At 40.8% G+C, this 25,874-nt stretch carries 17 protein-coding genes; 11 read left to right on the forward strand and 6 right to left on the reverse strand.

Translation table 11 applies throughout. The features are described from left to right. Positions 1-101 precede the first annotated feature (101 nt). A complete protein-coding gene (locus FTU65_RS02205) occupies positions 102-1,628 on the reverse strand; it encodes a fumarate hydratase (RefSeq protein ID WP_078189659.1) in 1,527 nt (508 codons plus the stop codon). Positions 1,629-2,352: 724 nt separating this feature from the next. Here FTU65_RS02205 and FTU65_RS02210 point away from each other — a divergent pair. The 3 genes from FTU65_RS02210 (at position 2,353) to FTU65_RS02220 (ending at position 5,975) form a co-directional block, all read left to right on the forward strand. Beyond that, a complete protein-coding gene (locus FTU65_RS02210) occupies positions 2,353-2,724 on the forward strand; it encodes a GNAT family N-acetyltransferase (RefSeq protein ID WP_180010210.1) in 372 nt (123 codons plus the stop codon). A 343-nt stretch (positions 2,725-3,067) separates the two neighbouring features. Further along, complete coding sequence (locus FTU65_RS02215; protein ID WP_180010211.1) at positions 3,068-4,288, forward strand: OprD family outer membrane porin; 1,221 nt, start codon at positions 3,068-3,070, stop codon at positions 4,286-4,288. A 49-nt stretch (positions 4,289-4,337) separates the two neighbouring features. Continuing rightward, positions 4,338-5,975 carry an alkaline phosphatase gene (locus FTU65_RS02220; RefSeq protein WP_180066305.1) on the forward strand — a complete coding sequence of 546 codons (1,638 nt, stop codon included), beginning with the start codon at positions 4,338-4,340 and terminating at the stop codon, positions 5,973-5,975. A gap of 379 nt (positions 5,976-6,354) precedes the next feature. On the opposite strand, the gene pta is transcribed toward FTU65_RS02220, so the two are convergent. The 3 genes from pta to FTU65_RS02235 form a co-directional block, all read right to left on the reverse strand. After that, positions 6,355-8,496 carry a phosphate acetyltransferase gene (gene pta, locus FTU65_RS02225; RefSeq protein WP_078192701.1) on the reverse strand — a complete coding sequence of 714 codons (2,142 nt, stop codon included), beginning with the start codon at positions 8,494-8,496 and terminating at the stop codon, positions 6,355-6,357. A 59-nt stretch (positions 8,497-8,555) separates the two neighbouring features. After that, positions 8,556-9,773, reverse strand: a complete 1,218-nt coding sequence (locus FTU65_RS02230; RefSeq protein ID WP_180010213.1) for an acetate/propionate family kinase — start codon at positions 9,771-9,773, stop codon at positions 8,556-8,558. Positions 9,774-10,266: 493 nt separating this feature from the next. Further along, entirely contained in the window at positions 10,267-11,532 is a 1,266-nt protein-coding gene (locus FTU65_RS02235) for a glutamate-5-semialdehyde dehydrogenase (RefSeq protein ID WP_078189652.1), read from the reverse strand. A 303-nt stretch (positions 11,533-11,835) separates the two neighbouring features. Here FTU65_RS02235 and FTU65_RS02240 point away from each other — a divergent pair, with 303 nt between their 5' ends. Next, positions 11,836-13,164 carry an alpha/beta fold hydrolase gene (locus tag FTU65_RS02240; protein ID WP_180010214.1) on the forward strand — a complete coding sequence of 443 codons (1,329 nt, stop codon included), beginning with the start codon at positions 11,836-11,838 and terminating at the stop codon, positions 13,162-13,164. A 26-nt stretch (positions 13,165-13,190) separates the two neighbouring features. On the opposite strand, the gene FTU65_RS02245 is transcribed toward FTU65_RS02240, so the two are convergent. Both FTU65_RS02245 and nagZ read right to left on the reverse strand, forming a co-directional pair. Continuing rightward, positions 13,191-14,060, reverse strand: a complete 870-nt coding sequence (locus FTU65_RS02245) for a class I SAM-dependent methyltransferase (protein ID WP_180010215.1) — start codon at positions 14,058-14,060, stop codon at positions 13,191-13,193. Between the two features lie 130 nt (positions 14,061-14,190). Beyond that, positions 14,191-15,213, reverse strand: coding sequence for a beta-N-acetylhexosaminidase (gene nagZ / locus FTU65_RS02250; protein WP_168378409.1), 1,023 nt, complete (start codon positions 15,211-15,213; stop codon positions 14,191-14,193). Positions 15,214-15,413: 200 nt separating this feature from the next. Here nagZ and FTU65_RS02255 point away from each other — a divergent pair, with 200 nt between their 5' ends. The 7 genes from FTU65_RS02255 to FTU65_RS02285 all read left to right on the forward strand — a co-directional run bounded on the left by FTU65_RS02255 (position 15,414) and on the right by FTU65_RS02285 (position 25,715). Next, positions 15,414-17,624: a carboxy terminal-processing peptidase gene (locus FTU65_RS02255; RefSeq protein WP_180066308.1), complete on the forward strand. Its 2,211-nt coding sequence runs from the start codon at positions 15,414-15,416 to the stop codon at positions 17,622-17,624. A 436-nt stretch (positions 17,625-18,060) separates the two neighbouring features. Next, complete coding sequence (locus tag FTU65_RS02260) at positions 18,061-20,127, forward strand: bifunctional diguanylate cyclase/phosphodiesterase (protein WP_180066311.1); 2,067 nt, start codon at positions 18,061-18,063, stop codon at positions 20,125-20,127. Between the two features lie 241 nt (positions 20,128-20,368). Then, on the forward strand, positions 20,369-21,961 hold the full coding sequence (locus FTU65_RS02265) for a peptide chain release factor 3 (protein WP_078189646.1): 1,593 nt from the start codon (positions 20,369-20,371) through the stop codon (positions 21,959-21,961). 106 nt (positions 21,962-22,067) lie between these two features. Then, a complete protein-coding gene (locus tag FTU65_RS02270; RefSeq protein WP_180021052.1) occupies positions 22,068-22,895 on the forward strand; it encodes a hypothetical protein in 828 nt (275 codons plus the stop codon). A gap of 74 nt (positions 22,896-22,969) precedes the next feature. After that, the gene (locus FTU65_RS02275; RefSeq protein WP_180066313.1) at positions 22,970-23,926 is read left to right on the forward strand and encodes an RsiV family protein; all 957 of its coding nucleotides are present in this window, start codon (positions 22,970-22,972) and stop codon (positions 23,924-23,926) included. A gap of 8 nt (positions 23,927-23,934) precedes the next feature. Then, a complete protein-coding gene (locus FTU65_RS02280) occupies positions 23,935-24,756 on the forward strand; it encodes a TatD family hydrolase (RefSeq protein ID WP_180066314.1) in 822 nt (273 codons plus the stop codon). A 152-nt stretch (positions 24,757-24,908) separates the two neighbouring features. Next, positions 24,909-25,715 carry an enoyl-ACP reductase gene (locus FTU65_RS02285; RefSeq protein ID WP_078189642.1) on the forward strand — a complete coding sequence of 269 codons (807 nt, stop codon included), beginning with the start codon at positions 24,909-24,911 and terminating at the stop codon, positions 25,713-25,715. Positions 25,716-25,874 lie beyond the last annotated feature (159 nt).

A 25,874-nucleotide genomic window follows, 5' to 3' on the forward strand; every position in this document is an offset into this window, starting at 1 on the left:
AAAGCATTAAATAGCGAATGTCATTCGACAGACAGTCTAAATATTGACAATAAAAAAAGCACCCGATGGGGTGCTTTTTTTTGATCTTGAACGTGGCGAAATTAGTTCGCAGCAGCATCAACTACTGGGATTTTACCAATTTTTGCTTGCCAGATTTTTGGTGCAGTTGCGTGAACAGAAGTACCATTTACGTCAACAGCTACAGATACAGGCATGTCTTTTACAACAAATTTGTAGATCGCTTCCATACCTAAGTCAGCGAAAGCAACCACTTCAGCTTCACGAATCGCTTTCGATACTAAGTAAGCAGCACCACCAACAGCCATGAGGTAAGTTGCTTTGTTGTCTTTGATTGCTTCAACAGCAGCAGGGCCGCGATCCGCTTTACCAATCATACCGAACATGCCAGTTGCTTCAAGCACTTGACGTGTGAACTTATCCATACGAGTTGCAGTTGTTGGGCCAGCAGGACCAACGACTTCGTCACCGACTGGATCAACAGGGCCAACGTAGTAAATAAATTTACCTTTTAGGTCAACTGGAAGTTCTTCACCTTTGTTTAACATGTCAACCATACGTTTGTGCGCAGCGTCACGACCTGTATAGATTGTACCGTTAAGAAGCAGTGTGTCACCCGGTTGCCAAGAGTTCATTTCTTCTTGAGTGATGTTATCTAAGTCAACACGTTTAGATGTTGATGAATCCCAAGTCACCGCTGGGTAGTCTTCAAGGCTAGGCGCTTGAATATGTGCTACACCTGAACCGTCTAATTGGAAATGTGCATGACGAGTTGCAGCACAGTTAGGAATCATACCTACTGGTTTACCCGCAGCATGACATGGGTAGTCTTTGATTTTGATATCAAGAACAGTCGTTAAACCGCCAAGACCTTGAGCACCAATACCTAAAGCATTTACTTTTTCGAAGATTTCGATACGAAGTTCTTCGATTTGGTTTTGTGGGCCACGACGAAGTAATTCGTCCATGTTGATTTCTTCCATCAATGCTTCTTTTGCAAGCATCATGGCTTTTTCAGCAGTACCACCAATACCGATACCGAGCATACCAGGAGGACACCAACCTGCACCCATGGTTGGAACAGTTTTAAGTACCCAATCTACGATAGAGTCAGAAGGGTTAAGCATTGCAAGTTTAGATTTGTTTTCTGAACCGCCACCCTTAGCAGCAACAGTAATATCAACTTTATTACCCGGAACGAGTTTGTAGTGAATTACAGCAGGGGTGTTGTCTTTGGTATTTTTACGACCAAAAGCAGGATCAGCTAATACTGATGCACGAAGAATGTTTGAGTTTTCAAGATAACCTTGACGTACACCTTCGTTAATTGCATCGTCTAGGCTCATGGTTAAATCAAATTTAACGTCTAAGCCCACTTCAAGAAATACGTTCACAATACCCGTATCTTGACAGATAGGACGATGGCCTTCTGCACACATACGAGAGTTAATTAAAATTTGTGCAATCGCGTCTTTTGCGGCTTTGTTTTCTTCACGGTCATACGCACGGCTCATCGCTTGGATGAAGTCCTGTGGGTGATAGTAAGAAATGAACTGAAGCGCATCTTTTACCGATGTGATCAAGTCATCTTGCTTGATAATAGTTGTCATACAAATATCTCTTGAGCGGGCTGATAGCTAGCGGGCTAAATTATAAGACAAAAATACAGTTGTGTGGGTATTTCGCTTAATCTTTGGCCGAAAGTTTAATAGGCTTAAACAGCGCCATATTTAACTGTCATAAATGGCCTGAAAATGACATTTTAACTGTCATATTTCATGAAATATTTGTCACATAACTAGAGGAGGAGATATGTTTTAATTTTTAAGATATTGAAAATAAAAAATATTTATTATTTTTGAAAATTTTATATTTGTCATATAACTGTCATATAACTTTTACATAATGACGTCATCAAAGTTAGAGTGTGAATTATATGGTTACTCCAGTGTTGTCAGTTATTGGTTTTTCTCTGTTTATCGCAGCAACTTGGTTCTATGGTCAACAAGAAGATCAAGCCTAAAGCTTTATCTTCTTTTTTTTTGCTTAAAATTTTATAAAAATAATATTCTTCTTCAAATCTTCAAATCTTCAAATCTTCAAATCTTCAAATCTTCAAATCTTCAAATCTTCAAATCTTCAAATCTTCAAATCTTCAAATCTTCAAATCTTCAAATCTTCAAATCTAATCATGAGTAATAGCTAATTTTTAGTCTTGGCATTAGTTTGCCTCAGAGTGATAATCATCGTTGATCGCTAGAGCTTTCAATTTTTTACTAAACTTTAATTATCAACGCTAAATTTTGAAGTAATTACTTGAGAGATAAAATAAAAATGAGCTCTATTACTGTACCTTCAACTGTTGAATCAGATTGGGAGATACTGAAAAATTTACGGCTAGAAGCATTACAAGACAGTCCCGATGCATTTACAGCAACTTTTGAAAAAACCAAAACTCATAGTGATTCTGAATGGCGTGATAGAGTTGCGCAAAAAAGACCATGCCAGTTTCTATTGGCATTTGACGGAATGAGAGCTGTAGGCATGGTTGGAGGTACTATTGATAAACAGCATGAATTTACTGTAGTTGCAATGTGGTTGTATGAGAATTATCGGGGAAACAGTGTTGCTGATCTTTTAATATCTAGTCTACAAAATATGCAGCAAACCAAGGTTATACAAAAATTGTACTTCGTGTTGAATTAACTAATTTACGAGCTACTCAATTTTATTCTAAACAAGGTTTTATAAAAGTTCTTGAGCAATCTTCTTTAAAATCAGGCTTAGAGCTTAGCAGTCAAAAAATGGAGTGCTTGCAGTTCTTTTAATGGTCAACTTTTTTCGTATATAAGTGCTTAAAAAAAATAACTCTAATTTTTATATTATCAAATATTTATATTAAACATTTGTTTTATTTTTCATGTAATTGTCATGGGATTGCAAGTGTATTGTCATACAGAGTCTTTAGGTTATTGCAGTATTTCTCAAGGACCAAAGAGGTTAGACGTTGAATTACAAAGCACTCATCTGCTGTATGGTTTTCACCCCCATGCTGACAATGCAGGCAGCACAAGCAGAATTTATTAAAGATAGTAAAGCAGAAATAGATTTTAAAAATTATTATTTTGATCAAGATCAAGAGCCTAACGATAAAGATTCGACAGTTTGGGGACAAGGTATTGAATTGAGTTATCAATCTGGCTTTACCGAAGGTCAAGTCGGTTTTGGTTTAGATGCTACTGCGGCAGCAGGTATACGTTTAGACGGCAGTAAAGATAAAGCCAAAAATTCGTTGATGTTTCCTTTAGAAGGTGATGGTAGTCCAACAAATTATTGGACACGTGCATATCCCACTTTAAAAGCGCGCTATCAGAAAACTGATGTAAAAGTCGGGGAGTTACGCCCTAATTTACCCATTTTAAGTCGAAGCTTTGCTCGCTTGCTCGAATCTGCCTATTTAGGTGGTCAAGTCACTTCTAAAGATGTAAAGGGATTGACTTTAACGGGTGGTTACGTCACTAAAGCAATTCCACGTGCATCACGAGATGCTTCAAAGCTTTCTATTAAAGGCGCAACCGAAACCAGTGATGGGTTTATGTTTGGCGGTGCGGACTGGAAGCCCAATAAAAATTTAACGCTACAGTACTATGCCGGTGAGCTGGATGATTTTTATGTACAGCAATTTATCGGCGTGAAACACAAATTTCCATTCAGTGAAAACCAGAGTTTTAATACGGACTTACGTTTATTTGATACTCAAGCGACTGGAGCTAATGAGCGTGGTGAAAAAGGCTATGGAGCTAAAGTAGATAACCAGACAGCCAGTGTGGATTTCAAATACAAATTTAAAAATCATCAGCTGCAATTTGGCGCGCAAAAAATTGGTGATGATGGCGATTTTCTGCATATGAATCAGGGCAGTTTAGATAATGGTGCAGATGGGACTTTCATTTACTTACCAACCAACCGTTTGTTGCAGAACTTTACCAATGCTGGTGAAAAGTCCACATGGTATGGCTATCGATATGACTTTAATGATCAATACTTGAAAGGGCTGAATTTATCATTCATCAAAGTCCAAGGACGTGACTTTGGTAAATGTGGTTGTGCAACTGAGTCCGAAATTGACTATACCTTGCGTTATAAAGTGCCGGAAGGCAAATTCAAAAATTTAGGTTTTACCGCTCAGTACGGAAAATTCAAAAAAAGTACAGGAACAAAGCAGGAACAAAGCCGTATCTACTTAACCTACACCCTGCCAATTTTCTAATCCAAAACTGATCAGATTAATTTATTAATAAGTTTATAGAGAAATAAAAATGAATCATATTAATTCGAATCGTCGTCAATTCTTAAAGGGTTTGATGGGAGTCGGGTCTTTAGCGTTATTTTCTGGACTGAGTCCAGTAAGCACGTGGGCAAATGCCAAATTTCCGATTAGCCCGTTTCAATTAGGCGTTGCTTCAGGTGAACCTTGGCCAGATGGCTTTGTGATTTGGACGCGTGTTGCACCATATCCACTTTCTGTAGATGGTGGGATGCCGAAGGAAGCTGTTGAAGTGGATTGGGATATTGCTACAGATATTGAATTTAAGAAAATTGTGCAAACTGGGAAGGCGCAGGCACATCCTGACTTACATCACACAGTACATGTAGAGATAAGTGGTTTAGCACCGATGACACGCTATTATTATCGATTTAGATTGGCTGGTTATGAAAGTTCTGTAGGTACAGCAAAATCAGCACCTGCCGCGCACCAAATGCCAGAACGAGTTCGAGTCGCTGTAGTGGGCTGTCAGCATTATGAAACGGGTTATTACACGGCCTATGACTACTTGAGCAAAGAAAAAGAGATAGATTTAGTTTTCCACTATGGTGACTATATTTATGAAGGACCAGAGGGTAAAGGTGGGGGGCGTGCAATTGGAGATTTAAGAATTTCAATTCCTGCACGTCAACATATTGGTCCGGAAATTCAAACTTTACTGCAATATCGTATTCGTTATGCACAGTACCGTGCGGATCCCGATTTACAAGCTGCACATGCATCTGCACCTTTTGCGATGACGTTTGATGATCATGAAGTAGATAACAACTGGGCTGCAGATATTGAAGAAAAAGGCGAGAAGAAAGACATATTTTTGCTGCGCCGCGCAGCAGCGTTTCAAGCGTGGTACGAATATATGCCTGTACGCTTAAAACAGAAGCCGAACGGTCCAGATATCCTTGCTTACCGTACTTTAGATTATGGCAAAATGCTACGGATGAATATTTTAGATACACGACAATACCGTTCTCCAATTTTATGCACCAAAGCTCAGTTAGAAGATGGGTTTGATAAAATAGATTACTGCCGTACTGAGAATAGCCGAAATGAGCAGGTTCTTGGTAAAGCACAAGAGCAATGGTTGGCGAAGCAAATGCGCCATGATAAGCGTTGGAATGTCTTGGCACAGCAAATTCAGGTTATGCCTTGGGTACGTTATAACAAATCAGGCAAAGCTTATTTTGGGAAAGATACGTGGAATGGCTATCCATACGCACGCGAGCGCTTGATTGAATCTATCAAAAAAAATGCACCTCATGGTAATACAGTAATTTTGTCAGGAGATTTGCATCAATATTTTGCAGCGAATATTCCAAGTGATTTGAATGATTTTAAGAGTCCATCGATTGCAACCGAATTTTTAACTACATCGATAACCTCTACCGGCAATGGTCAACCAATCCGTCCAGGGCAGGAAGATGTGCTGAAGTTAAATCCACACATCAAATTTATCAATGATCAACGCGGTTATCAGACTTTAATCTTTCTTAAAATTTCAAATAAAATAGGTGTATTTTTCTCATTAATTTCTACACCAAATGCATGTGAAAAAGGTCGCCCTAAGTGTGCATTTGAAACATCCGCATCAATTTGTGCTTGCTGCCAGCGAGCTGTATTTTTCAAATATTGAGATTGTTTAAAAATACTTTGATCACGAATAAAATCTGCACTATAGGCTTGTGGAGGAGTAGATAATATTTCAAGACTATTTGGAGCTGAGTCAGGTGTTAGATATGAATCTGCGGCCATGGAGTGTGCGCTTAAGCAAACCCATATTAATGTAGAGATGGCGCATGGAGTATAAAATTTTAAGTTTGTCATGATATAGCTAAGTTATGAATAATTAAAAAAGCGCTCATACCATAAGCAATAATATTGACTCTAAGATGACAAGAATTAATAAGATGAAAATTATCGCAATATAAATAAGATTGAAATGCGGAAAAATCGGAATGAATAAAAAAACCACCCAATCTTTCGAAAGGGTGGTTTAGAACTCGAAACTAAAATTAAGCTTCTTGCTGTTCGGATTGAATTGCCGTTAATGCAATGGTAAACACGATGTCATCGACCAAAGCCCCACGTGACAAGTCATTTACAGGCTTGTTTAAACCTTGCAGCATAGGGCCAACACTGACTACATTTGCAGAACGTTGAACTGCTTTATAGGTTGTATTACCTGTATTTAAGTCAGGGAAGATAAACACATTGGCACGACCAGCCACTTTAGAGTCAGGTGCTTTAGAGCGTCCCACACTTTCCACCGATGCAGCATCGTATTGAAGCGGGCCATCAATAAGTAAGTCTGGACGGCGTTCTTTGGCAATACGTGTTGCTTCAGCCACTTTCTCGACATCTGCGCCTGCACCAGAAGTACCTGTTGAATACGAAATCATTGCGATACGTGGGTCAATACCAAAAGCTTTCGCTGAATCTGCAGATTGAATCGCAATCTCTGCAAGCTGTTCTGCATTTGGATCTGGATTAATGGCACAGTCACCATATACATAGACTTCATCTGGTAACAGCATGAAGAATACTGAAGAAACCAATGAATAATCAGGTGCAGTCTTAATCAATTGGAATGCAGGACGTACAGTATTCGCCGTAGTATGTACTGCGCCTGAGACTAAGCCATCCACCTGATCGAGTGCAAGCATCATGGTACCTAAAACCACAGTATCTTGTAGCTGTTCACGTGCTTGTAGATCATTGAGTTTACCTTTACGCAGCTCAACCATTTTAGGCACATAGTTTTCACGAATCAGATCTGGATCAATAATTTCCAAATCATGTGGAAGTTCGATATTACGTGCTTTTGCAACTTCAATCACGGCTTCAGGTTTTGCCAATAAAATACAGTGTGCAATGCCACGTGATTGACAAATGGCAGCCGCCTGAATGGTGCGTGGTTCATCACCTTCAGGTAGAACAATTCGTTTTTTCGCAGCAATAGATTTTTGTACTAATTCATGACGGAATGCAGAAGGGGACAAACGGGGTTGATACGAACCATTCAATACTTCAGTAATCCACTCAGCATTGATGTGGCTTGAAACAAAGCGGGTCACTTGTTCTGCACGTTCTACGTCATCGACAGGAATTTCATTGCCTAAATTTGAAAGTTGTTGTGCCGTTTCAAAAGTGCTTAAAGGCGTATGTAAAATCGGTAAGCCTTGCTTAATCGCGGTTTGGCAGAAATCCAAAACTTGTGGGTTCGGTTGATGGTGTTCAGTCAAAACCAAACCGGCAAGTGGAATACCATTGCTACTTGCAAGGCTAGAAGCCAACAACACATCAATACGGTCAGAGGCGCTGATAATCAGTTCACCTGCCACAAATTTGTGAAGTTCATGTTCAATATTAGAGGCAACTAAGCTGCTATGTAGTACGCGTCGATGAGCAGCATCGCCTTGGTTGATCCATTCTGATTGAATATGCGTCGCCAAGTCAGACATGCGCGGTACGCTGAGCGTATTACTAAATGGAACGAGGCCAATAACAGGTAGCTGTGTAGAACCAATTTGCGGATTACTTTGTTGTAATTCGAGTACAAATTTATTGGTGTCACTAATTAAACGCAGATTTGGATCAAGTGTGACAGGAATTTGCGCAGACTCTTCTGGCAAGCCACGTGTGCGCATAAACAAAACACCCGCAGTACGTTCAGATGCAGCACCACCGAATTGGCGTAGAGAACTATCAATTTTCTCAGCCGTTTTCGTGGCATTTTGAATATCTGCAGTGCTGACAATAATCACTTTAGCATCGAGTGCTTTTGCTAAAGTCGCATTCAGTTCTGAGGCAAAGTTATCTCGGCTGTTTGGAACCAAGCCTTCAACAATAATCAGATCATGCTTTTTTGCAATTTCACGGTGCAAACGAACTGCTTCTTCGAGCAATTCATCACTTTCATCATGACTCAGTTGTTTCACGATGGTGGCATGATGAATGGGTTCTACCGTTTCATTATTAAATAAATGACGATAAAGAGCCGTTGTACGGTCTACAGTATCTGCGACATTTTCCTGTGAAAATGGTTTCAGAAAACCTGCTTTGACCCCTTGGCATTCCAAAGCATAAATTAAACCTAAGCATGCAGATGTTAAACCTACACCTTCCCCAGTTGGCACGAGTAAAATTGTTTTCATACGGTGTCTAAATTAAAGCTAAAAATTAATATTGAAGGCGAAGGGGCTGATGCGATTGCTTATGCAATCGCAGCTTCAGCATCAGACTTTTTTGTAGCAGACGCTGTCACCTCGTCTACAACATGCTCAGTTTCTTTGGCAATACGGCCTTCTTCATCGGTTGGAACAACCCAAATTTGTGGGCCAGTACCGTGGTCAATACGACCTTCAGTACCGCGTTTTAAGTTGTCATTTAATTCTTTACTCAGGTTGAAACCAAAGTGCGGTAAGTATGAAACCGTTTTTTCACGAATGTAGGCAGAGTTTTCACCAATACCACCTGTGAAGAATAAACCGTCAATACGTGGTAGACCACAGCTGAGACCTGCCAAAGATTTTGCTAAACGGTAGCAGAATACTTCAATGGCAAGCGCGGCATCTTCATTGCCTTGTTCCGATGCTTCGATCAATGTACGCATGTCATTTGATAGATCAGACAAACCGAGTAGGCCTGATTGGCTGTTCAGCATCTTGTCGATTTTGTAGATATCCCAACCTAAGTTGCTTGCAAGGAAGCTGTGAATACTTGGGTCAACATCACCACTACGTGTGCCCATGACTACACCTTCAAGTGGAGTCAGACCCATTGACGTATCTACAGATTGACCATTCCAAATCGCACAAGTCGAGCTACCATTGCCTAAGTGAGCAGTTAACCAGCCACCTTGTTTAAAGCTGCCTGCCAACATTGAGCCACGCTCAGATACGTAGGCATGGCTAGTACCGTGGAAGCCATAACGACGTACGTTATGCTGTGTGTACAAGAATTTTGGTAATGCATAGCGGTATGCATGAGACGGCATGGTTTGGTGGAATGCTGTATCGAATACGGCTACTTGTGGAAGTTCAGGGAACAAACGCATGGTTGCTTCGATACCCACCAAGTGAGCAGGGTTATGCAATGGCGCAAGCGGTGTAGCTTCACGAATACGTTCAATAATTTCTGGTGTTAATAGCTCAGCTTTGGTTAATGTACCGCCGTGTACCACGCGGTGACCAATCGCTTGAGGATTATGGTGAGCCAAACGCTCTAAAATAGTTTCGAGGGCTTTTTCATGGTCAGCATGTGGAATAGACAGCTCAAGCGCAGCACCACCCGTAGTGACCCCTTTAATACGTGCATCAGCAGAACCTAGGTTCTCGGCCAGACCAAAAATACGATCTTCACGGCGCTCAGAAACTAACGCATATTTGATAGAAGAAGATCCGCAGTTAATTACTAATACTGATGTAGACACGTTTAAATACCCGAATTCTAATTGAAATACTTATCCATAATGTTGATCTGATTGCAGTTGTATTGATTGATGCAATTTAGATCTGTGATGATGTTTTATCATGGGTTTTTTTATCGTCCTAGATAGACTTTAGGAGATTAGACTTAAGCACTATCGACCCTGAGCACAATAATAATTAAAATTTATCAGTTCATAGTTTTCATTTATTAATAAAATAATCCTCAAAATTTATACGATTTAAGAGATATACATAGAACATAACATGCGGTTGCTGCGCTGTAATCCTAAAATTGTTGCAAAAAAGCAGGTAAATTGAACTTTTCTTATTCTTCTTAAGCATTTAATTGTCAAAAAATCTGTTTTCGATTCTAAATCCTGTGTGTTTGCAGGATTATATTTCAATATGTGAACCCTGGGTCTAGTTTTTTAAATCGCCATAAAAAAAGCTGTGCCTTTACTTAGAAAAGCACAGCTTTCATTGTCTTATTGGGTGTTATTGGCGAATTTGACCATCACCAAATACAATCCATTTTTGAGAAGTCAGACCTTCTAGGCCGACTGGTCCGCGTGCATGGATTTTATCGGTTGAAATGCCGATCTCAGCACCAAGACCATATTCAAAACCATCTGCAAAACGCGTCGAGGCATTGATCATCACTGAACTCGAATCTACACGCGCCAAGAACTGACGCGCCAGACTAAAGTTTTCGGTAATGATCGAGTCGGTATGGTGTGAGCCATATTTGTTGATGTGCTCAATCGCTTCATCTAAGCCAGTAACGACTTTCACTGCCAAAATCGGGCCTAAGTATTCGGTATACCAATCTTCTTCAGTTGCAGGAACAATCGATTCACCCAAAATGCGCTGCGTTTCAGCACAGCCACGAAGTTCAACTTTTTTCTCCGCATAAAGTTCAGCAATGCGTGGTAAAAACTCTTCAGCGACATTTTCATCGACAAGTAAGGTTTCCATGGCATTACATACGCCATAACGGTGTGTTTTGGCATTGAGCGCAATAGGTAATGCTTTTTGCAAATCAGCCTGAGCTTCCACAAAAACATGGCAGTTACCATCAAGATGTTTGATAACAGGCACACGTGCTTCATTGGTGATACGTTCGATTAAGCCTTTGCCACCACGTGGTACGATTACATCGACATATTCAGGCATAGTAATTAATTGGCCAACCGCAGCACGGTCTGGGGTATTAAGCACTTGAACGGCATGCTCAGGTACACCTGCAGCAGTTAAGCCATGTTGAATCGCTGCTGCAATTGCTTGGTTAGATTCCAAAGCTTCAGAACCACCACGTAAAATAATCGCGTTACCTGATTTAAGCGCTAAAGATGCGGCTTCAAGGGTTACATTGGGGCGAGATTCGTAAATCATGCCGACAACACCTAGCGGCACGCGCATTTTGCCCAGCTGAATACCTGTCGGACGAAAGGCCATATCGGTAATTTCGCCAATCGGGTCAGTTAGTGCGATCACATCTTTTAGACCTTGGAGCATGCCTTTAAAGCGTGTGGGGGTAAGTTCTAAGCGATCAAGTAGAGCACTATCCAAGTTGTTGTTATGCGCTTTGGTCATATCCACTTGGTTAGCTGCCAAAATTGCAGTTTCACTGTTTTGTAAAGCAGTATAAATTGCTGATAAGGCATTATTTTTAGTCTGGGTAGAAGCCCCTGCGAGCACACGTGATGCTGTGCGTGCTTGCTGTCCTACCGTTTGCATGTATTGTTCAATAGACTCTTGCATAGCGGTTTGATCACTTAGAAATTTCAACTCGATATTAACAGCCTGTGACTGAACAATGAAGCACTTAAGTGCATATTCGACTGTACTTGCTGACCAGAATTAACATTTTGAAATTGTTTTTAGAACAAAAGTAGATAAGCGGCGGGGATATCAGTTGCTTGTAAAATGAACCTCTGTATAGAATGAAACAATAGCGACATTGAAGTCGTACAAATAACGATTAAAGAGCAGGACGCTAAGTCGAGCAGAGTCTCTAAATGAATTCCTGACAATAAAAATAAGGCAGGAATGGAGGAAAGGAATATGAATTCCATTATCCAAATGGATCCCACCGTACAGGAAAGTACGCATTACAGTTTTTTCGATCTGTATGACAAGCAAAGCTTTAAACAGCCTGCCAGAACGACATGGATTGATGGCTGGAAGGTCGAATATATGGCCATTGCACAACCTGAAACCATTCATCGCACCCCGATTGTTATTATTGGTGGGGCATTTCAAAACTTTAATTCCTACAAATATTGTGTCGAACAATTATTTGCGGCAGGCCCTATTATTTTAATTGATTTACCCTCCATGGGCTCAAACCAGCAAATTACCAATGTCGATACAGCCGTGTCAGCAGGGACTTTAGAGTTGGGTGATCTGGCGCAGATGTTGGGCGTTTGGTTGGATATCGTCGGGCTAGAAAAAGTATCCGTGATGGGGATGTCACTAGGTTCAGTGGTGGCAGCAGGTCTGGCCGATCAACGTCCTGAATTGATTGATCGCATGATTTTAATGGGCGTGATGCAAAAAACGCGCAAGAGCTGGCGCATGTTGCTTGAAGAATCCTTGCACTTGATGAAAGAACAGCGCATGGATGAATTTGGTCAAGCGGTGATTTTGTATTTGGTCAATCATGCCAAACTGGATGTGACGCGGATGTCACCGACAGCGAAGCGTTTGTTCTTTAGACAAATGGCTGAATTCACCAATACCGAACAAGAGCGTTATGACATTAACTGTAACCGTTTGCTGCGTTTGCAAGACGTGCCGATTCCACAGTGTGATGTATTGGTGTCTTGCGGGCAGTACGACAGTTTTACTTTGCCACATGAAAATGCGGGCTTTGCCTTGCAATGTCCGAATATGCAATTTGCCATGATTGCCAATGCGGATCATTTACCGCAGTTGCAACGCCGTAAGGAAACCATGAATTTGTTTGCAACTTATCTACGCGGTGAGTCTATTCAGCAGTTGGATGGGATCATTCCAATGAGCCGAGAGCAAATGCAAAATATTGAACGCCGTGGCGAAGCGCGTGTAAGTGTACAACAGCCATTCACGCATTTATCTCATCGCCATTCAGACCTCGTGGTTGAAACTCAAATTACGGATTTAAATTATTTCGGCGTGTTGCTGAATGTACAGACTGAAATGTTGGACTGCATGCACGCATATCCTCGGGATTTGGCATTACATCTAGAAGATGAAGAAGGTGAGTTTAAAATTGAATGTCTCATCTTTGACGTTGTAGATACGCAGGTTCGTGCTTTGTTTAAGCATGGTAGTTTTGAGTTGGCGGAGCGTTTATTGCGCTTTGTACAACGCCAAAAAGAAGATGTGTTGTTATTAGAAGCCGTAAGTTAAAACATGAACATATAAAAAACAGCGCGTTAGCGCTGTTTTTTTGTTTTGGCATGGACCATCCAAACCAAATCGCCACAGTGCTGCTCTGCATCGTGGAAAGGAATCACTTGTTCTTGTTGCTGTTGTGGAAAGTATAAGGCCGGCTGAACGACGTCTACTTCTTCAAATCCTGTATGACTGAAAAACTGCTGTAATTCAGCAGGGGATTGAAAATGAAAAGTAAAAGCGCTGCGAGACATGACTTTGAGTAATTTACTACTGGCCCAAATAAAACGTGCTAAACGGTTCTTGACGGGTTCAGGATAGATGTCGGTCAGATAATGTAATTCCTGAAATGAGGCGCCATATTCGGTGATCCCTTGCAATAATTTATTCAGTAGGATTTGATCAAAATAATTAATTAGCCCTTCACTAATCACCACCAAAGGACGTTCAGGGTTGAAACTCTGAAAAATACGTTCAAAATCTTGTGTGAAAATGTCGCCAGTTAAGACCTCGGGGGCATGCGGGTCAATCTGTTTGAGTGCCTGTGTTTTGATTTTTGCCATATCTGGCAAGTCGAGTTCACGATAGTCAATTTCAGGATGCTTGGTGCGAAAATTCCAACCGCGCGGGGAGAGGCCACAGGCAATTTCAAGGACTTGTAGCTGTGGATATTGGGTAATGAGTTGATCTAAATGTTGATCGATCATGGCATGGCGCTGTTTAAGCGTCGAACGCATGCTACCGCCCACATTTTTTTCTGCCCAGCTTTCTAAAGGATGGACTAAACGTGCTAAAAATTTGCCTTTACGTGTGGCAAAAACGGGATGCGAAATCCCCATGCTGTACCAAATATAGCCAGTGTAATGTGCAGTAAAAGAAATATGTCGATGTTCCGATAAACTTTGTGTCATGTCGTCCTGACCTAATGTTGTTTTTATTGGCAATTTTTGTATAGCGCCGAAGCATTTATTTTGTCTTCATCATAAATCAAAAAGGAGCACCTTGTCGTGCTCCATTTTCTAGAATTTTGAAAGTCTTGGATTAGCAATATTGATTTTTAAAATCCACAATACGATTACGCACGTTTTGCCAGTCCGCCCCGAGTTCAATGTTTTGTCCAATCTCAATTTGTGGGATTTTTCCGCGCATACGTTCTAGGCGTTCCTGATTTGGAAGAGCTAAGTTTTGGATCCCATCAAGCGCAATGCATGCAGATTCACGGTTATTACACACGAGGCCCATATCACAACCTGCATTTAATGCTGCTTGCATACGAGCATCTGCACCGCCAGCGACACAAGCGGCTTGCATGCTTAAATCATCGGAGAATAAAACGCCATCAAATTGGAGCTCTTGACGTAAGACCTTCTGAATCCAATACGGTGAGAAACCAGCAGGATTAGGATCAATATTTTCATAAATCACATGCGCAGGCATTAAGGCATCAAGCTGTGGTTGCAGTTGAATAAAGCTTTGCATGTCTTTTTGATAGATTTCTTCATAACTACGATGGTCAATAGCAGCAGCGATATGTGAATCTGCTTTCACCGAGCCATGGCCTGGGAAATGCTTACCTGTAGATGCCATCCCCGCACGTTTCATACCTTTTAAGAAAGCACTTGCCAGTGGAATGATGTCTTGCATATTTTTGGCAAAACCACGGTCACCAATCACATCACTGACATCATTTAGGTCCAGCACTGGTGCAAAACTAAAATCGATGCCGACCGCAAGGACTTCAGCTGCCATCAACCAGCCACATTGTTCAGCCAGTTCAACAGCTTTTTCAGGTTCAGTTAAGTAAAGTTCTCCAAACTTACCCATAGCTGGTAGGAGTGTGAAGCCTTGTTTTAAGCGTTGTACACGACCACCTTCCTGATCGACGGCAATTAAAATATCAGGACGAATTTGACGCATATGGTCGGTCAGGGCACGAACTTGTTCAGGAGATTCAATGTTACGACCAAATAAAATCATGCCGCCAACTTGTGGTGCCTGTAATAGTTCAATATCTTCTTGGGTGAGTTCTGTGCCAGCAATGTCGAGCATTAATGCGCCAATCATATTCGGTGTCCGTGTTGGAATTTTTAAGGAAAAACAATACCTGAATTCTGCAATGATTTGCTACACTTTGTCAGCAGAGAATATGATAAAACTACACGACATAAACATATTAAGTTGTTTAAGATTTTGAATCTATTCAATTCAGGTCGAAAACCAACACGGTAATATTGGTCTTAATACCAAGGAAGTACAAATTATTTATGAAACTTCAAACATTAGCTTGTGCCGTTGCGATTGCGACAGGTGGATTCTTTTTCACTCATGTGGTGAATGACGCAATTGCTGCCAATAATACAGAAGCAGTGAGCGCGGGTACCATTCAGCCCACACAAGAGCAAGCCTTGGTCTCACGTCAGCTTGCAACATTGGTAGACCGTCAACACTATTTAAATCAGCGTTTAGATGTTAATACATCTAACCGTATTTTAGATTTTTATATTGATAGTTTAGACGCTGAACATACGTTGTTCTTGGCATCGGATATTGAAAATTATAAAAAACGTTATGGTTCAACTTTTGGTGCAAATCTCAAAGCGGGCAATTTAACAGGGCCGTATGCGATTCATGCGCAATATCGTGAGCGCTTAAAACAGTTCTACACCTATATGTTGGAAGAGCTGAAAAAGCCACAGAATTTAAATCAACCGAATAACTACATCGAAACTGATCGTGAAAAAGCACCATTCTTTAAATCGACAGAAGAGCAGCGTGCGCATTGGAATAAAATGTTGGTCTCTCAGCTGATCAACTTAACCATCAGCAAAGAAGAAGAGAAAGCCAAACAAAAAGCGTTGAAAGATGACCCAACACTGGCAAATGGTCAAGACTTAACAGGTCCTGAAGACTTAACACCTGTACAGACTTTAACCAAGCGTTATACACGTCAGTTAGAGCGGATTAGTCGTTTAAAAAGCGATGATGTGCTTGATAAAACTCTGAATGCCATGATGCTGACGTATGATCCGCACAGTAATTACTTTCCACCTGTAGATGCGATGGAATTGAACCGTCAAACCACGCTGCAATTGGAAGGGATTGGGGTATCGATCCGTCCTGAACGTGGTAATGAAGACTACACCAAAATCGAGACGATTGTGGAAGGTGGGCCAGCCAGCAAATCAGGACAAGTGAAGTCAGGCGATCGCATCGTTGGTGTTGCCCAAGATGGCGACAAAATGGTCGATGTGATTGGTTGGCCGAGCAATGAAATTGTCGGACTGATTCGTGGTAAACGTGGCACCAAAGTGACTTTACGTTTATTGGGTGCTGGTGCGTCCATGAATCAAGCGCGAAATGTCACTATTGTACGTGATGTAATTCAAGAAGAAGATGCAGGCGTGCGTTCACGTACCGTTGAAATTGAACGTGATGGCAAAAAACATAAGTTTGGTGTGATTGAAATTCCATCGTTTTACTTAAACTATCGTGCACGTCGTGCGGGTACAGATTACCGTTCTGTGTCGGAAGATACCAATAAAGCCTTAAAAACATTAGATGCGCAAAATGTTGAAGGCATCATCATTGACTTGCGTAACAACCCAGGCGGCTCACTTGAAGAAGTGGCACGTATGCTTGGACAAGTGATTAAATCAGGTCCAGTGGTGCAAATCCGTGATGGTAATGGCAATGTCAGCGTGTTTGAAGATGATGATGGTGGCGCGCAAACTTATGCAGGCCCATTGGCGGTATTGATTAATTTGGCTTCGGCTTCTGCGAGTGAAATTTATTCTGCTGCGATTCAAGACTATGAGCGTGGTGTGGTGATTGGTAGTACCACAACGGGTAAAGGAACAGCGCAGGTACAACTTGACTCTTTAGCCTATGGTCAAGCAACCTTAACGCAACGTAAATTTTACCGAGTGACGGGCGGCAGTACCCAAAATAAAGGGGTCGTACCGGATATTAAGCTGGTCGATATTTACAATGAAGAGTTTGGTGAGCGTAAATCGAAAAATGCTTTACAGTGGGATACTATTCCAACCGCACCGTTTAAACGTGAAGGTTCAATTCAAGGCTATGTTCCCGATTTGATTAAGTCATCTCAGCAACGTGTCAGCATTGATCCGCAATTTAAATATTTAGAGCAACGTACAGCGATTGCAAAAAAGACGGATGAGCAAAAGCGTGTGGTACTCGACTTAACGAAGCGTAAAGCTGAATTGTTGGCACTAGAGCAAAAGTCTTTGGATGCTGAAAATCAACGTCGTAAAGTGGTGGGTCAAAAGCCTTATGCCAACTGGGAGAGCTACCAAGCGTCTATGGATGCATTGGTGGAAGCACGTGCGAAAATGAAGGCGAACCAACGTCCAGCACTGCCTGAAGAAGAAGTCTTTGTGACGGAAGCAGCGAATGTGCTAATGGACTATGCCAAATTACAAGGTACGAATCCAACAACAGCAGCCAAAAAGTAAGTAATTCATCCATAAATAACATTGAGATGATTGCTTGAGTTTTTGACAGAAAAGATGAATTTATCCATTGAGAAATAGCGAGCTACGGCTCGCTATTTTTTTGTGAGTAGGGCGGTGTTCGATTTAAATCTAGAAAGCAATCTATAAATGATTCTAACTTATTCATTTTATTATGATTAGAAACTGTTCTAAAATAATAGACACCTGATGCAATTTTTATCAAAAGTTTAAGTTTTAGTGAACTTCATCAAGCTTTATTTTTTTAAAATAATCAGTTGCTTAAAATCTTGAAAGAAAGACTTGACCATTACCGTAGACTAATAGATTCTAAGAGAAAATAAGTAAGTAATTGAAAATGTAACAAGTTAAAGGGAAGAGATAGATTGGGTAATTCGGTTAAAGAAAGTGCCACGATAACCTAAGCGGAACGCTTGATATGACTCATATTCATTATGATTACAGTCTGGTCGCTGGTTCAATCGTAGTTGCATTATTAAGTTGTTACTTTGCTGTTTCACTCGAACAAATGTTGTTTCGTGGAACACGACCAAGATATGAAAATGTCATTTTATTCTTCAGCGGTGCAATTTTAGGTGCTGCGATCTGGTGCATGCATTTTGTAAGCATGATAGCCAGCCATTTGCCTTCAAGCCATAGTTTCGATACCAGTCTGACCCTGATATCCTATTTTATTGCTTTCGTTGCTTCCACTTTTGCTGTGTGGTTAACCACACGACAGACATTACCTTTTCCTCGTTTAATTTTAGGTTCAGTGTTAATGGGCCTTGGCATTTCCGGCATGCATTATACCGGTATGCTGAGTTTAGCCGTTCAGGGCTATGAACAACGGTATGAACCTTTAATTGTTATCTGTTCAATTTTAGTTGCGATCTGTGGTTCGGGTTTGGCCTTTTGGATGACGTTTAAAAATAAATATTCGCCAAAACGGAATATTTTGAATGTCTTTGTCGCATTAATGCTGACTTTTAGCATTGTGGCTATGCATTATATTGGTATGGCGGCTGTTGATTTTGTACCGCTAAACTCGATGGATGTATTGGTGGCAGCGCAGATAAACCATAATTTATTGCTGTTTATTGTCTTATTTGTCACCAGTTTATTGTTGATGGCAGCCTTTAGTGTAGCGGTATTAGAACAACGTTTAGAGCATCGCAGTTTACAGTTGATGCGCGCAAATCGAGAACTAGCCAATCAAGCTGTACAGGACAATTTGACCCGTTTACCTAATCGACTATTTTTGGCTGAATATGCACATTTTCTATTTACAGAGCATCGCTTAAGACAAGATAAAATTGCTTTTATTTATATTGATATCGACCGTTTTAAAGCGGTCAATGATGTGTTTGGACACCATGTGGGTGATCAACTACTGATTCAAATTGCTACGCGTATTCACCGTTTAATTAATGATCAAGCCAAATTGCTACGAATCGGTGGCGATGAATTTCTGATTGTGCTTGAGTCAGCAAGCAATGACTCTGCCACAGCAATGTCTGAAAAAATATTGGAATTGATGCAAGAAAGCTTTTTGATTGCAGGTAAGGAAATTAACATTTCAGGCAGTATTGGTATTGCGATGTACCCTGAACATGGTGCGAACTTACAAGACCTACTGATCAATGCAGACACCGCAATGCTGAGTTCGAAGTATCAGGGGCGTAATACCTATTCATTTTTTAATTATACTGCCGACCAATTTGAAGAAAAAAGTCAGACGAAACTGATCAATGATTTGTATAAAGCGGTAGAAGAACAACAGTTTATCTTATTTTATCAGCCAAAATTCAATGCCACTGATCGTGAAATTTGTGGAGTAGAGGCCTTAATTCGTTGGAATCATCCAACTCTAGGTATGTTGACGCCAAATAAGTTTATCAATGGTGCAGAAAAAACTGGACTGATTATTGCCATGGGCTATTGGGCGCTTGAAGAAGCCTGTAAGCAAATTCAGCACTGGGAAAAGCTGAATATGCCGTTGTATCCTATTGCGGTCAACTTATCAGCCATTCAGTTTGAACATAAACACTTATTTAGTACTTTAGAGTCGCTTTTTGCACGGTATGAAATCAACCCGTCACATTTAATTATTGAAATTACCGAGTCAACAGCGATGCATCATATCGATGCCAGTATCTTGACTTTTGAACATTTGAGAAAGATGGGAATTAAAGTTGCGATTGATGACTTTGGGACGGGACATTCAAGTTTCTTGTATTTAAAAGAACTGCCTGTAGATGAGCTGAAAATTGACCGTGAGTTTATCCGCAATTTGAGCGCCGGCTCTAAAGAAGAAATTATTTTAGAAAGTATTATTCACTTGGCAATTCGACTGGGTTTAACGGTCACTGCAGAAGGTGTAGAGACAGAACAACAAGCAGAAATTTTAAAACGTTTAGGTTGCCAACAATTGCAGGGATATTTGTTAGGAATGCCGATGCCAGTGGCACAGCTTGAAGAAAGCATGAAAGCGAAAGTTGAATAAAGTCATTTGTAGTCTTATCGCATTGCCAATGAGTATAGAAAAAAGACAGTGGAATACGTTATATCGTCGATAAAAACAGGTCGTCATCCAATGTAAAACATCAAGACACGCCACGCTAAGATTTTGACTCAACCCGATGTGGTTGATTATTTTTAATGGTCAATCTGATACAATATCGCCAATTTTCCATATTGATCAGATCTGATCTTTTGCACTGCGAGTTTTGCAGTAGGTGTCTTTCATGAGTTTTAAAGAAGAATTAGCGACACAGGTCGCTCAGCGACGTACTTTCGCTATTATTTCCCACCCCGATGCCGGTAAAACCACAATGACAGAAAAACTGTTGTTATGGGGACAGGCGATTCAGGTTGCAGGTATGGTAAAAAGCCGTAAATCTGATCGTGCGGCAACGTCTGACTGGATGGAAATGGAAAAAGAACGTGGGATTTCGATCACCACCTCTGTTATGCAGTTCCCGTTTAAAGACAAGATGATTAACTTGCTCGACACCCCAGGGCATGAAGACTTTTCTGAAGATACTTACCGTACATTAACCGCTGTTGACTCTGCGCTTATGGTGATTGATGGTGCAAAAGGTGTCGAAGATCGTACGATCAAATTGATGGAAGTGTGTCGTATGCGCGACACGCCGATTATTTCATTCGTCAACAAAATGGACCGTGAAATTCGTGAGCCATTAGAACTGCTAGATGAAATCGAAAACGTTTTAAAAATTAAATGTGTTCCGATTACTTGGCCACTGGGCACAGGTCGTGACTTTGCGGGTGTATTTAACCTACTCGAAGAAAAATTCTACGTTTATAAGGCGGGTTTCGGTTCAACCATTACGGATATTGAAGTTCGTGATGGCTATGACTATGCAGATTTGCGTGAAAAAGTCGGCGATCTCGCTTGGGCCGCATTTGAAGAATCATTGGAGTTGGTTCAAATGGCCAATGAGCCTTTAGACCGTGATGAATTTTTGGCAGGTCGCCAAACGCCAGTCTTGTTTGGTACGGCACTCGGTAACTTTGGTGTAGACCATGTTCTGGATGCATTTAGTCAATATGCGCCTGAACCTAAAGCACATCCGACTCAAGACCGCAAAGTTGAAGCGACTGAAGAAGGCTTCACAGGTTTCGTCTTTAAAATTCAAGCCAATATGGATCCAAAACATCGTGACCGTATTGCATTCATGCGTATCTGTTCAGGTAAGTATGAAAAAGGCTTAAAAATGAAACATGTGCGTCTAGGTAAAGATGTACGTATTAGTGATGCCTTAACGTTCCTTGCCGGTGACCGTCAACATCTTGAAGAAGCATGGCCGGGTGACATTATCGGTTTGCATAACCATGGTACGATTCAGATCGGTGATACCTTCACTTCTGGTGAAGATTTACACTTTACCGGTATTCCTCACTTCGCACCTGAAATGTTCCGTCGCGTGCGTTTAAAAGATCCATTGAAGTCAAAACAGCTACAAAAAGGCTTAAAAGAACTGTCAGAAGAAGGTGCAACTCAGGTCTTTATGCCACAAAACAGTAACGACTTAATCGTGGGTGCTGTGGGCGTACTTCAGTTTGAAGTCGTGGCTTATCGCCTGAAAGAAGAATACAAAGTTGATTGTATTTACGAGCCTGTAAGTATCAATACCGTACGTTGGGTATCTTGTGATGACGAGAAAAAATTCAACGAATTTAAGAAAAAAGCACATGACCAATTGTCTGTCGATGGCGGTGGTCATTTAACTTATCTTGCACCAAGTCGTGTGAATTTACAGTTAATGCAAGAACGTTATCCGGATATCGTGTTCCGTAATACACGTGAACACTAAGTTGTTCTTTTACAGAAATAAAACAGCTTCTTCGTGAAGCTGTTTTATTTTGTGGTAGAGTTTTTAAATCCATACATTACGCAATCATTTGGTCGTTTAGGACATCATGAAAATATTCAAGGATGCTACAGTTTTTGCACTTTTGGGGAGTGTTTTGCTGCTCAGTGCATGTGATTCAGGAAAAGAAAACAAAGCGACAAAGCCGGCCGATGATGGCGCTTCTGAAGCGGCCGTGATCAATCCAGATGTTTTGCCTTATTTAAATATCCAAGAGCAAGCCGCTAAAATTGCCAAACCGTTTTGTGAAAATAAAAGTTGTATTGATTTAGAGATACAAACCATTCAGACCGTAGATACGTGGTTGAATAGCTGGATTGAAAAGAATCAGGCCAGCGTCGTACAAGATCAGATTGCACTAAAGCAGAATATGAATCTCCAACAAGCTGTCGATGCGTATGTGAAAAAATCAGATGCTTGGCAGGCCGAGTTTAAAACCAATAAAGCCTATGAATTGGCGATGTACACACGAGTTCCATATCAACGGAATCAATATGTGCTGCTGCAAATCGGTGTCGATACCAAACAGGAAAATATCACGGTCAAAGAGCGCTATTATTTTTTTGTGGCAGACCGTCGTGCGAAAAAAAATCTCAAACCCTTAGATATTATTGATGCAAAGCAGCAGCAAAATATGGATGCCATTGTGCAGCAAGCCTATGGCAAATGGTTAGATGAACAAGATGTGGATGTCAAAAAATCGGCACCGAAAAAGCTCTATTGGGGCCAAGCAGATTGGTTCTTTGATCAAGAAGGTGTCGGTTTGCATTACCGTACAGATGAAATTATCAAAGATAGTACACAACTGGATATTTATCTCAGCAAAGCGCAAACACAACAAGTCTTGAAAGCTGATGTGTATCAGCATATGTTCTAAACAACGAAAGTATTTAATTTGATGAGATATTTACTGAGATAAATATCAATTATTCGAAATGAAAGGTTGAAGCAATGGTGCAAAAAAATAAAATTTGGGCAAGCTCAATATTGGCAGTTTCTGTTGCATTCACGGCGTGTCAGCCACAACAAGCTGAACCTGAAAAAAAGCCGGATCAAGCCAAAACTGAACAGCCAGATTTGAGTGCAAAACTGATTGGTGATGCGGAAAAATTACAACTGAATTTACCTGAATGTGATGGCGGGGTCTGTCCTGAAATTTCAGTTGAACGCTTAAACAGTAATCAAGCCTTTATTGATGAATTTATTGATGCGGAAATTTTAAAACAGTTGGGAGAGATCCTGTCTGTTTCGCCTTTAGAAGATAAAACGCTGAGCAAAGACGCTCCCGCTGCAAGTGAAGTACCTGCAGCGTCTGAAGCAAAATCTGCTTTGGCAAAGGTTGAAACGCCCAAATTAAAATTGGAAAAAGCCACGCAGCCTTATATGCAAGCATTTTTAAATTTAGATAAAGAGTTGAAATCTTTAAGCGCCAATCAGCAAATCAGTTTGATGATTAAACCTAAAATATTGAATGCTGAAAAACCCTTGGCAACAGTGGTTTTAAATACCAGCTCATATTTAGGTGGGGCGCATGGTTCTTCTGCACAGCAATATTATAACTTCGATTTAAGCACTCAAAAATTGGTACAGCTCAATGACATATTGCTGCCCAATCAACGTACTAAACTTGAAAAGCTGGGCTATGAAGTCTTTAAAACTTGGGTGAAAGATGCCAAGTTGGCGGACAATGTTCAAGAATATGAACAGATTTGGAAATTTAAACTGTCTGATAACTTTTATCTAAGTCAGCAAGGTCTAATTTTGCAATATGCCGAATATGAAATTGGGCCATATGTGGCGGGTTTACCACGTTTGACCATTCCGTATGATCAATTGCAAAGTATCTTGAAAAAGCAATATCTACCAGTAGTTGAAGCTGTTGAAGCCTCAGCCGCAAAAGCAAATTAATTAGTTCAATGACTTACTCACTGTTTGATACGCATACGCATTTTGATGTTCCCGATTTTGACGCTGATCGGGAACAGTTGGCGTATGCTGCCAAACAGGCGGGTGTCGATGCGTTAGTATTGATTGGTTTTGTACAGTCACGTTTTCACGATTTGCTGCAAACCCAAGAGTTTTTAGATCGTTTATCCAATGCTCCCAAAAGCTATTTAGCTCCCGGCTTACATCCGTTTTATATTGAGCAACATCGTGCAGAACATTTGCTCGACGTGGAACAGATGCTAAAGCAGCATGATTGTGTTGCTGTCGGTGAGATAGGTTTAGATACTTTTTTGAAACAGCATAAACATCCTGAACTTTTTCAAAAGCAGCAGCAGTATTTTTCCGCACAACTTGAATTAGCACAGCAGTTTGATAAACCAATATTGCTGCATATTCGTAAATCCCATGCGGAGGTGCTTTCGATGCTGAAGCTGCATCAATTTAAACTCGGTGGTATTGCACATGCATTTAGTGGTGGTGTTGAAGAAGCGAAGGCATTTACCAAGCTAGGTTTTAAAATCGGTGTAACAGGGCAAATCACCAATTCTAATGCAAAAAAATTACATCAAGTGGTTCAGACTTTGGGTGTAGATCATTTGGTCTTAGAAACTGACTGTCCAGATATGACCCCCTTATGTTGTCAGCATTCAACGGAAGGGCGTACCCGTAATACGCCGGTCAATTTACCCTATGTATTGCAGGGGCTAGCTCAGAGCTTAAACAGTACTGAATCTGAGATTGCAGATATATTATGGAAAAATTCATTACAAGCATTGCATCTGGACGCTTAAGGGCCAACAAATATTGACGCTGCTTGATTGAATCTGGTTTTCATTTGCATCGTGCATGCAATGATGGTTTTCTAAAAAAAGGCGCATTATGCAATTTCTAAAATGCTTTAGACTTGGCATTATGCTGTTAAATTATTTTGAGTGAGTTTCACATGGCACAAGGACTATTGGCTGGCAAACGCTTTTTAATCGCGGGTATTGCAAGTAAGTTATCAATCGCATTTGGTATTGCGCAAGCTTTACATCGCGAAGGTGCAGAACTGGCTTTTACTTATCCAAACGAAAAATTAAAAAAACGTGTAGATGATTTTGCTGAACAATTTGGTTCAACTTTAGTTTTCCCATGTGATGTAGCAGTGGACGCTGAAATTGATACCGCTTTTGCTGAACTTGCTAAACATTGGGATGGTCTAGATGGTGTTGTGCATTCAATTGGTTTTGCACCGGCACATACTTTAGATGGCGATTTCACTGATATTACCGACCGTGAAGGTTTTAAAATTGCTCACGACATCAGCGCATATAGCTTTATTGCGATGGCTCGTGCGGCAAAACCTTTATTGGCTGCACGTCAAGGTTGCTTATTGACGCTGACTTACCAAGGTTCTGAACGCGTAATGCCAAACTATAACGTTATGGGTATGGCAAAAGCGTCACTAGAAGCAGGCGTACGTTATTTGGCAACAAGTCTTGGTGCTGAAGGTATTCGTGTAAATGCGATTTCAGCAGGTCCGATTCGTACCTTAGCGGCTTCAGGGATTAAATCTTTCCGTAAAATGTTAGATCTAAATGAAAAAGTCGCACCACTTAAACGCAATGTAACTATTGAAGATGTCGGTAATGCAGCATTGTTCCTTTGCTCACCTTGGGCAAATGGTATTACAGGTGAAATTCTGTATGTTGATGCTGGCTTTAATACTGTAGGTATGAGCGCTGATCTGATGGCAGATGCTGAGTAATTCTCTTTAAGTTCCCTCTCTCTTTGGGAGAGGGCTAGGGTGAGGGAATAAAAACCTCTCCCCTTGCGAAACAGTGTTTCTCATCTCCTAGAAGGAGAGGGGATAAATAAAGCAATAAAAAAGACCGCTAAAAGCGGTCTTTTTTAGATTTGAAGATAA

It is taken from the genome of Acinetobacter sp. YH12129, from assembly GCF_013418685.1.
In the GTDB taxonomy this organism is placed as follows: Bacteria; Pseudomonadota; Gammaproteobacteria; order Pseudomonadales; family Moraxellaceae; genus Acinetobacter; species Acinetobacter amyesii.

Excerpts from the sequence above, each read along its gene's own strand:
- FTU65_RS02205 (WP_078189659.1), bottom strand. The coding sequence starts at position 1,628 with ATGACAACTATTATCAAGCAAGATGACTTGATCACATCGGTAAAAGAT.
- FTU65_RS02210 (WP_180010210.1), top strand. The coding sequence starts at position 2,353 with ATGAGCTCTATTACTGTACCTTCAACTGTTGAATCAGATTGGGAGATA.
- FTU65_RS02215 (WP_180010211.1), top strand. The coding sequence starts at position 3,068 with ATGCTGACAATGCAGGCAGCACAAGCAGAATTTATTAAAGATAGTAAA.
- FTU65_RS02220 (WP_180066305.1), top strand. The coding sequence starts at position 4,338 with ATGAATCATATTAATTCGAATCGTCGTCAATTCTTAAAGGGTTTGATG.
- pta (WP_078192701.1), bottom strand. The coding sequence starts at position 8,496 with ATGAAAACAATTTTACTCGTGCCAACTGGGGAAGGTGTAGGTTTAACA.
- FTU65_RS02235 (WP_078189652.1), bottom strand. The coding sequence starts at position 11,532 with ATGCAAGAGTCTATTGAACAATACATGCAAACGGTAGGACAGCAAGCA.
- FTU65_RS02240 (WP_180010214.1), top strand. The coding sequence starts at position 11,836 with ATGAATTCCATTATCCAAATGGATCCCACCGTACAGGAAAGTACGCAT.
- FTU65_RS02245 (WP_180010215.1), bottom strand. The coding sequence starts at position 14,060 with ATGACACAAAGTTTATCGGAACATCGACATATTTCTTTTACTGCACAT.
- nagZ (WP_168378409.1), bottom strand. The coding sequence starts at position 15,213 with ATGATTGGCGCATTAATGCTCGACATTGCTGGCACAGAACTCACCCAA.
- FTU65_RS02255 (WP_180066308.1), top strand. The coding sequence starts at position 15,414 with ATGAAACTTCAAACATTAGCTTGTGCCGTTGCGATTGCGACAGGTGGA.
- FTU65_RS02260 (WP_180066311.1), top strand. The coding sequence starts at position 18,061 with ATGACTCATATTCATTATGATTACAGTCTGGTCGCTGGTTCAATCGTA.
- FTU65_RS02265 (WP_078189646.1), top strand. The coding sequence starts at position 20,369 with ATGAGTTTTAAAGAAGAATTAGCGACACAGGTCGCTCAGCGACGTACT.
- FTU65_RS02270 (WP_180021052.1), top strand. The coding sequence starts at position 22,068 with ATGAAAATATTCAAGGATGCTACAGTTTTTGCACTTTTGGGGAGTGTT.
- FTU65_RS02275 (WP_180066313.1), top strand. The coding sequence starts at position 22,970 with ATGGTGCAAAAAAATAAAATTTGGGCAAGCTCAATATTGGCAGTTTCT.
- FTU65_RS02280 (WP_180066314.1), top strand. The coding sequence starts at position 23,935 with ATGACTTACTCACTGTTTGATACGCATACGCATTTTGATGTTCCCGAT.
- FTU65_RS02285 (WP_078189642.1), top strand. The coding sequence starts at position 24,909 with ATGGCACAAGGACTATTGGCTGGCAAACGCTTTTTAATCGCGGGTATT.